General features: G+C 66.5%; 9 protein-coding genes. All 9 read right to left on the bottom strand.

All coding sequences use genetic code 11. The features are described from left to right. On the bottom strand, nt 1-567 hold a 567-nt coding region (gene ybeY / locus AC1DJT_RS10850; RefSeq protein WP_476834048.1), incomplete at its 3' end, for an rRNA maturation RNase YbeY. Next, entirely contained in the window at nt 564-1,652 is a 1,089-nt protein-coding gene (locus tag AC1DJT_RS10845; RefSeq protein ID WP_084652191.1) for a PhoH family protein, read from the bottom strand. The genes ybeY and AC1DJT_RS10845, both read right to left, overlap by 4 nt. Before the next feature lie 220 nt (nt 1,653-1,872). Then, a complete protein-coding gene (miaB, locus tag AC1DJT_RS10840; protein WP_441492015.1) occupies nt 1,873-3,228 on the bottom strand; it encodes a tRNA (N6-isopentenyl adenosine(37)-C2)-methylthiotransferase MiaB in 1,356 nt (451 codons plus the stop codon). 115 nt (nt 3,229-3,343) lie between these two features. Further along, nucleotides 3,344-4,150, bottom strand: a complete 807-nt coding sequence (locus AC1DJT_RS10835) for a lysophospholipid acyltransferase family protein (RefSeq protein ID WP_441505088.1) — start codon at nt 4,148-4,150, stop codon at nt 3,344-3,346. An 85-nt stretch (nt 4,151-4,235) separates the two neighbouring features. Further along, a complete protein-coding gene (locus AC1DJT_RS10830; RefSeq protein WP_441505087.1) occupies nt 4,236-4,733 on the bottom strand; it encodes a GNAT family N-acetyltransferase in 498 nt (165 codons plus the stop codon). A 52-nt stretch (nt 4,734-4,785) separates the two neighbouring features. After that, nucleotides 4,786-5,469, bottom strand: coding sequence for a tRNA (adenosine(37)-N6)-threonylcarbamoyltransferase complex dimerization subunit type 1 TsaB (gene tsaB, locus AC1DJT_RS10825; protein WP_441505086.1), 684 nt, complete (start codon nt 5,467-5,469; stop codon nt 4,786-4,788). Nucleotides 5,470-5,532: 63 nt separating this feature from the next. Continuing rightward, on the bottom strand, nt 5,533-6,093 hold the full coding sequence (locus tag AC1DJT_RS10820) for a NifU family protein (protein ID WP_476834047.1): 561 nt from the start codon (nt 6,091-6,093) through the stop codon (nt 5,533-5,535). A gap of 95 nt (nt 6,094-6,188) precedes the next feature. After that, nucleotides 6,189-6,683 carry a universal stress protein gene (locus AC1DJT_RS10815; RefSeq protein WP_069878559.1) on the bottom strand — a complete coding sequence of 165 codons (495 nt, stop codon included), beginning with the start codon at nt 6,681-6,683 and terminating at the stop codon, nt 6,189-6,191. 74 nt (nt 6,684-6,757) lie between these two features. Continuing rightward, nucleotides 6,758-7,807 (bottom strand): tryptophan--tRNA ligase, encoded by a 1,050-nt coding sequence (gene trpS / locus AC1DJT_RS10810; protein WP_441505085.1) that lies wholly within the window; start codon nt 7,805-7,807, stop codon nt 6,758-6,760. Nucleotides 7,808-7,830: the final 23 nt, after the last annotated feature.

Raw genomic sequence — 7,830 nt, 5'->3', positions numbered from 1 at the left:
TGGTACGGGGTGATCTGCCTTGGTCTGTGCCGCTKGAGCGGCTTCTGGTTCGGTGCCGGCATAGGGATTGGCGATGCCGAGGCTCGCGAGCGCGGCGATCTCGAGCCCTTCCATCCGCGTCGCTTCGGCTTCGGTCTCGTGATCCTCGCCCAGCACGTGCAGGAGGCCGTGGATGACGAGATGGCTGAGATGGTCGCCCATGCTCTTGCCTTCGCTCTCGGCTTCGCGCGCAACGGTTTCATAGGCCAGCACGATATCGCCGAGGACGGGGCTCGAGCCTATGCGCTCCGGCGTGGCGGCTGGAAAGGAGAGCACATTCGTCGCCTTGTCGAAGCCACGCCAGTCGCGATTGACGATGCGGATGCGCTTGTCGTCGGTGAAGAGAAGGCTGAGCTCTGCTTCGGCCAGCGGCTTGATGGCGGCGACGGTGAGCGCAGCCTCCGTTGCCCGGGCGACGCGCTCGCGCAGGTCCGCGAGCTCGCGCCAGCGGCGCGACTGCAGGCGGATGTCGATCGCGAGGCTTTGCGTTCGCGGCGCGCAGCGCCGCGAACGAGGTCGATCGTTCATCGCGGCCTCTCCCGCGACAATGTGCGCCGCAGACCCTCGCTGTGGTCTTCAGGCGCCGCCTCGGCGACGACGGACCGGGCACGCTCCTCGCGCTCATCCCGCTCTCGGCGGGAAGCATCCTCGTAAGCCATCACGATGCGGCGCACGAGATCGTGCCGGACCACGTCGCCTTCCTCGAAGCGGGCATGGCCGACGCCCTCCACACCGGCCAAGAGCCTCACGGCCTCGACCAATCCCGAGCGCTGTCCCGACGGCAGATCGATCTGGCTCGGATCGCCCGTGATGATCATACGCGAGCCCTCGCCGAGCCGGGTGAGGAACATCTTCATCTGCACGGAGGTCGCATTCTGAGCCTCGTCGAGCAGCACGACCGCATTGGTCAGGGTCCGTCCGCGCATGAAAGCGAGCGGAGCGATCTCGATCATGCCGGTCTGCAGGGCGCGCTCGACATGCCGCGCCTCCATGAAGTCGTTCAGCGCGTCATAGATCGGGCGCAGATAGGGATCGACCTTCTCGCGCATGTCGCCGGGCAGGAAGCCGAGGCGTTCGCCGGCCTCGACGGCCGGACGTGACAGCACCATGCGCTCGACCACGCCCTGCTCGATCAGCGAGACGGCATGCCCGACCGCGAGCCAGGTCTTGCCGGTGCCGGCCGGCCCCTCCGCGAGGACGAGCTCGTGGCGCTTGAGCTGGCGCAGATATGCATCCTGCGCCGCATTCCGGGCCCGCACCGGCCCGCGCTTGCGGGTGACGATCGCCTCGAACGAGGCCTTGCCGGTATTTTCCGCCGGGAACAGCGAACGCTGGACGTTGCTTTCCTCGATGGCTCCGTCGACCTCGCCGAGATTGAGCGGAGCGCCCGCCTTGGCGCGGGTATAGAGCGTCTTCAGCACGCGCCCGGCCTGCTCGGCCGTCTCGCGCGGGCCCTTGACGGTGACATGGTTGCCGTTCGGGCTGATCACGACACCGAGCCGGCGCTCAAGATGAGCCAGATTCTGGTCGTATTGACCGAAGACCAGACTCGCCAGCCGGTTATCCTCGAAGGACAACACGACTTCCGTGGCGGGGACCCCGTCGCGTGTCAGGCTCTCGACACGTGGCGATGCGCCCTCGCGGCGCGGCTCTCGATCGGATCTCGGGGTCACCTGGTCAGTCTGTGCCAATAGAGTCGTCTCCCTGGCGCGCGTGCCCGGCCGAACAGGGGCGTGAGGCCGGGTAGTCCTTCGGCATATCCGGACGCGTCGATCTCATCCTGATGACAGGYATTGAGAGCTGGCTCGAAAGCTGGGCCTGGTGATCTGGCGGTCACGCGGCGAGCTCCTCTGGCCCGGCCTCACGGCCGAACAGCGAATTGGAGCCAGCCCGTTCGATCAGCACCTTCACCATGTCGCCGATCTGATTCGCCTTGGTGTCGATCTGCACAGCCTGAAGGTATGGCGATTTCCCTGCAAGCTGTCCCGGGTGACGTCCGGCACGTTCCAACAGGACATCGACGGTGCGGCCGACCATGGCGTGGTTGAAGGCCTGCCGGTGATGCTCGACGCGCTCCTGCAGGCGCTGCAGCCGTTCGCTCATCTCTTCCGGGGCGATTTGGTGCTCCAGCTCGGCCGCGGGCGTGCCCGGACGGGGCGAGTATTTGAAGGTGTAGCTCGAAGCGAAGCCGATATCCTCGACCAGCCGCAGCGTCTCGGCGAAATCCGCCTCGGTCTCGCCGGGGAAGCCGACGATGAAGTCGGAGGACAACGCGATGTCGGGCCGCGCCTTGCGCACGCGCTCGATCAACAGGCGATACTCGTCCGCCGTGTGCTTGCGATTCATGGCTGCCAGGATGCGGTCCGAGCCCGCCTGCACCGGCAGGTGCAGGAACGGCATGACCTGCGGCAGGTCGCGATGGGCGGCGATCAAATCGTCGTCCATGTCGCGCGGGTGGCTCGTCGTATAGCGAATGCGGGCAATGCCTGCGATCTCGGCGACGCGGTGCATCAGCCGCGCCAGGCCCCAGATCTGCCCGTCGGGGCCTTCGCCATGATAGGCATTGACGTTCTGGCCGATCAGCGTGACGTCGCGCACGCCGGCATCGGCCAGCCGCTCGATCTCACTGACGAGTGCCGTGACCGGCCGCGAGAATTCGGCGCCCCGCGTATAGGGGACGACGCAGAAGGCGCAGAACTTGTCGCAGCCTTCCTGGATGGTGACGAAAGCCGAGATGCCGCGGCCCCGGATGGCCGCAGGTTTCGGCGCTGGCAGAAAGCCAAACTTGTCGTCGATCGGCAGGTCCGTGTCGACGACGCGCTTGCGCTTCGCCTCCGCCAGCAGCTCCGGCAGCCGGTGATAGGCTTGCGGGCCGACGACGAGGTCCACGGCAGGCTGCCGGCGCTGGATTTCCGCGCCTTCAGCCTGGGCAACGCAGCCGGCGACGACGATTCTCGTCTCCTGGCCGGCCGCGTTCTGGCCGTTCTTCAGGTCGCGCAGCTTGCCGAGCTCGGTATAGACCTTCTGCACCGCGCGGTCGCGGATATGACAGGTGTTGAGCAGGATGAGGTCCGCGCCTTCCGGCGCCGCCGTCTCCTCGTAGCCTTGCGCGGCAAGGATGTCGGCCATGCGCTGCCCGTCATAGACGTTCATCTGGCAGCCGAAGGACTTGATGTGGACTTTCTTCATCGTTTCGGATCGGGTCTCCAAACCGTCTCCTTACTCTGGATCGCGCGCCGTGAAAATGACCTCGCGCTATGCGCCCTTCACAAAGCAACATCCGCGCCAATACGCGCAATGACCTTCACGAGACCGGCCGTCCGGTCACCGCCTCGCGACGAGCGCGGCGGATCGCCTGCTCCGCCCGCCGGGTCGCGACCTTCCGCGAGGTCTCGTGGCCCATGCGGATCGGCTCGCCCCATGCGAGCTCAACGTCGATCGCACCGGAATTGAGCATGGCTTTAAGATGGGGTGCGAGCTCCGTATCGCCATACCACGCCAGCGACGAACGCTCGACGCGTCCGCCCGCCATCCCGTGAAAGCCGGTATAGGTGATCGAGAGCGGATAGACCGTGATGTCGCCGTTATTGTCATTGCGGCCGAGCGCTTCGTGAACGGCGCCGAGCAGGGAAGACCGCAGCGGCAATGTTCTCGTGCCGTCGCCCGTGGTGCCTTCGGCAAAGAGCACCACGGCCTGCCCGTCGGAAATTCGCTTGCCCATCTCGGCGGTGATGCCGGCGGTTGCGGTCTTGCGCGTTCGGTCGATGAACAGCGTGCGCTGCACTGCGGCCAGGAAGCCGATCAACGGCCAGGTCGCAACCTCGGCCTTGGCAACAAAGGAAAGCGGCTGCGCGGCGCCGATCACTGGAATGTCGAGCCAGGAGACATGGTTCGCGACGATCAGTCCGCCTGCGCCCTTCGGCGGCGGGGTGCCGCGGACATGACGCCGGACACCGAGGCAGGTGCAGGCCAGCCGATGAAACCACAGCGGCACGGTCCAGCCATGGCGTGGCCCAAGGCGCAATGCGACGAGCTGCACCGGGACAAGCGCGACAGTGCCGAGACCGAGCAGGACGAGCCGCAGGATCGCGCCGGGGCGTAAACCATTCATGCGGGGCGTGGCTCCCGTCGCGCGGATCGCGAAAGTGTGAAGGACAGAAATCCGGTGCGCTTCATGGACGACGTGGCTGCCGCTGTCACGCGAGATCGAGCCGCATGGTGACGGCGGTGGCGCGCGTGCCGTCGGCCTTGGGATAGTAGCCCTTGCGCCGCCCGACCTCGCGAAAGCCGAAATGCCGGTAGAGCCGGTCGGCAGCGGCGTTGCCGTCTTCCACCTCGAGATAGACATGGGCGACGCCCAGGCCAGCGAGTTGGCTGAGATGGGCCGAGAGCAATGCGCGACCAAGTCCGCTGCCGCGCTGGCGGGGCGAGACGACGATGCTCAGGATCTCGGCCTCGTCCACGGCCCGTCGAGACATCACGAAGCCGGCGGGGTTAGGCTCGTTGCCGGCGAACACGCCGTCGGCGACGACGGCGCTGTCCACCAGAAGCCCCGCGCATTCTCCGGGCTCCCAGCCGCGGGCGAAGCCGCCGAGATGATGAAGTGCCGCAACATGGCGTGCATGCCGCACGTCGAGGCGCGCTGTCCGCGCCGGCGCAGCGTGAGGGTGCAGAAGTTTACGCAGCCAATCCATGCCGCTTGATCGCATGTTCCCGGGAGCCGGCAAAACGTCGAAATGGACGCCGTCAGCGCCGCGGCAAGCGGGCGCGATCCTGCGGTGTCGTCTCCGGCTCCTTGAGGTAGAGCGGGCGCGGCGGCGCGGCGGCAGGATCGGCGAGAAGGCCCAGTCGTGCGACCCAGGTCACATCCGGAGCCTTGGCATCGTCGATGACCAGTGCATCGAGCCCGATCGCCCAGGCCTCATTCGCAACGGCGAGCGCCGAGGAGCCGACGAGGCTGACCGGACCGGCACCGATCGCGCGCGCAGCATCCCGATAATTGACCTGCCGAATCGAAACGAGTTGCTTGCCCTGCGAGCTCAGCGCCTGGAACCAGACCTGGCCATGCTTGGCGTCCAGCGCGGCGGCGACGACGCGGCCCGACTCCCTGCCAATGAGGGGCGCGGCGGTTGCCGCCAGCGTGGTCACGCCGACGGCGGGGATTCCCGCAGCCAGCGCGATGGCGCGTGCGGCGCTGATTCCGACGCGCAGGCCGGTGTAACTGCCCGGCCCGATGGTCACGGCGACGCGGTCTAGCGAGGCGAACCCGCCGTCGACGGTGTTCATCACCCGCTCGATCAGCGGCATCAACGCCTCGGCATGTCCGCGATCCATCGCAACCTGTTCGCGTGCTAGGGGCGTGGTTTCGCCCATGTCGAGGACACAGGCGGAACAGGCGCCAAGCGCGGTGTCGATGGCGAGAATGCGCATCAGGTCACGATCCTGAGGAATGCAGAACGGCGTTCGGACAAGATCATGCCCAGGCGAATAATATCAGACGGCCTCGACTTCGCGCACATCCGGAAGGAAGTGGCGCAGCAGATTCTGGATGCCGTGCTTCAGCGTCGCAGTCGAGGACGGGCAGCCCGAGCAGGATCCCTTCATCGCGAGATAGACGACGCCGTCCTTGAACCCGCGGAAGGTGATGTCTCCGCCATCGCCGGCGACCGCAGGGCGGATGCGTGTCTCCAGCAGATCCTTGATCGTCTCGACGGTGGCGGCGTCCTCCGGCGCGAAGAATTCGCCTTCGTCCRTGACATCGGCCTTCGAGCCGTCCGAGAGGACCGGCGCACCCGACATGAAGTGCTCCATGATGGCGCCGAGGATCGCGGGCTTGAGATGCGGCCATTCGCCGCCCGACTTGGTGACCGTGATGAAGTCGGAACCGAGGAAGACGCCGGAGACGCCGGTGACGGCGAAGAGACGCAAGGCCAGCGGCGAACGGTCGGCCTGCTCGGCGTCGCGCAGCTCCAGGGTGCCGTCCGGCATGACGGTGCGTCCGGGCAGGAATTTCAATGTCGCCGGGTTCGGCGTGGCTTCAGTCTGGATGAACATGGTGGCCTCCGGTGCCGGCGGGTCAAGGCCGCCGTTCCTGAGCCCGATATAGGCGCGTTGCTGGAATCATTCCAGCGCCAACCCGGCCTTGCGGATCAGGCCAGCGCGTCGATCTCCTCGTCCTCGAGATGGCCGGGCACGATTGCGACCGGGATCGGGAAGGTGCCGGCCGATTTGCCGGCGAGTGCGCTGACCAGCGGGCCTGGACCGTCGCGCCCGGTGCCGGCGGCGAGCACCAGCAGCGAGATGTCCTCGTCGGCCTCGATCAGTTTGACGAGTTCGTCCGACTTCACGCCGGTGCGGACAACCTTCTCGGGCTCGAGCCCGGCGAGCGCGCGCACGGTTGCCGCCGCATCGTCCAGCAGCCGTTCGGCTTCCGCTTCCGCCTCGGCCTGCATCACCTCACCGACACCCAGCCAGGTCTCGTGCTCGGGCGGAGTGATGACGCCGAGCAGCACGATCGAGGCGCCGATACGCGCGCACCGCCGCGCGGCGAAGCGCACGGCCTTGGCGCATTCTTCGCTATCGTCGACCACCGCGAGGAATTTCGGGCGATGGCCCGTTTCATAGGACCGCCGTCGCGTCACCATCGATTCAAACCTGCCGCCGCTTCGGGAGAGCCCATGGTGGCCTGCGCCGCAACGTCAGCGCAAGCCCACCTGCGTCACCGGCCGCGGACGAAGCCGACCACGTCCTTGACGTCGCGCATGATCGGAGCGGCAATCTCTGCTGCGCGCGCGGCGCCTTGCCCGAGAATACCATCGATATGGGAGGGGTCAGCGAGCAGGTGGCGCATCTCGCCGGCGATCGGCGCCAGCTTCGTCACGGCGAGATCGACAAGCGCCGCCTTGAAGGCCGAGAACTGTCCGCCGCCAAACTGTCCGAGCACCTTTGCCCTGCTTTCGCCGCTCAGGCCGGCATAGATGCCGACGAGATTTTCGGCCTCGGGCCGGCCTTCAAGGCCCTTCTCCTCGGATGGCAAGGCCTCGGGATCGGTCTTCGCCTTACGCACCTTCTGCGCGATGGTTTCGGCGTCATCGGTCAGATTGATTCGGGAATAGTCGGATGCGTCCGACTTGGACATCTTCTTGGTGCCGTCGCGCAGGCTCATCACACGCGGCGCCGGGCCCTGGATCATCGGCTCGGGCAGCGGGAAGAAGCCGAGCTCGCCGGTGCCGAGGCCGCGAGCGGCGATCTGCTCGGCGAAGTCATTGTTGAACTTCTGCGCGATATCGCGCGCCAGTTCGAGATGCTGCTTCTGGTCCTCGCCGACCGGCACATGCGTCGCCTTGTAGAGCAGGATGTCGGCCGCCATCAGATTCGGATAGGCGTAGAGTCCGACCGAGGCGTTCTCGCGGTCCTTGCCGGCCTTTTCCTTGAACTGGGTCATGCGATTGAGCCAGCCGAGGCGGGCAACGCAGTTGAACACCCAGGCAAGTTCGGCGTGCTGCGCGACCTGGCTCTGGTTGAAGATGATGCTCTTCTTCGGGTCGACGCCGGCGGCGAGATAGGCCGCTGTGACCTCGCGGATGGCACGCGTCAGCTCGGCAGGGTCCTGCCAGACGGTGATAGCGTGCATGTCGACCACGCAATACACGCAGTCATAGCTCTCCTGCATCGCGACCCAGTTCGTGAGCGCGCCGAGATAATTGCCGAGGTGAAGCGTCGAGGTCGGCTGCATGCCGGAAAAGACGCGTTGGGGAAATTCGGCCATCAGGCGCTCCATTGTCGCGAGCG

It is taken from the genome of Allobosea sp. 05T422_2 (assembly GCF_056396265.1).
Note: the sequence above shows the minus strand (reverse complement) of the source record. Positions and strands in the feature narration are given on the sequence as shown.

Excerpts from the sequence above, each read along its gene's own strand:
- miaB (WP_441492015.1), bottom strand. The coding sequence starts at position 3,228 with ATGAAGAAAGTCCACATCAAGTCCTTCGGCTGCCAGATGAACGTCTAT.
- AC1DJT_RS10835 (WP_441505088.1), bottom strand. The coding sequence starts at position 4,150 with ATGAATGGTTTACGCCCCGGCGCGATCCTGCGGCTCGTCCTGCTCGGT.
- AC1DJT_RS10830 (WP_441505087.1), bottom strand. The coding sequence starts at position 4,733 with ATGGATTGGCTGCGTAAACTTCTGCACCCTCACGCTGCGCCGGCGCGG.
- tsaB (WP_441505086.1), bottom strand. The coding sequence starts at position 5,469 with ATGCGCATTCTCGCCATCGACACCGCGCTTGGCGCCTGTTCCGCCTGT.
- AC1DJT_RS10815 (WP_069878559.1), bottom strand. The coding sequence starts at position 6,683 with ATGGTGACGCGACGGCGGTCCTATGAAACGGGCCATCGCCCGAAATTC.
- trpS (WP_441505085.1), bottom strand. The coding sequence starts at position 7,807 with ATGGCCGAATTTCCCCAACGCGTCTTTTCCGGCATGCAGCCGACCTCG.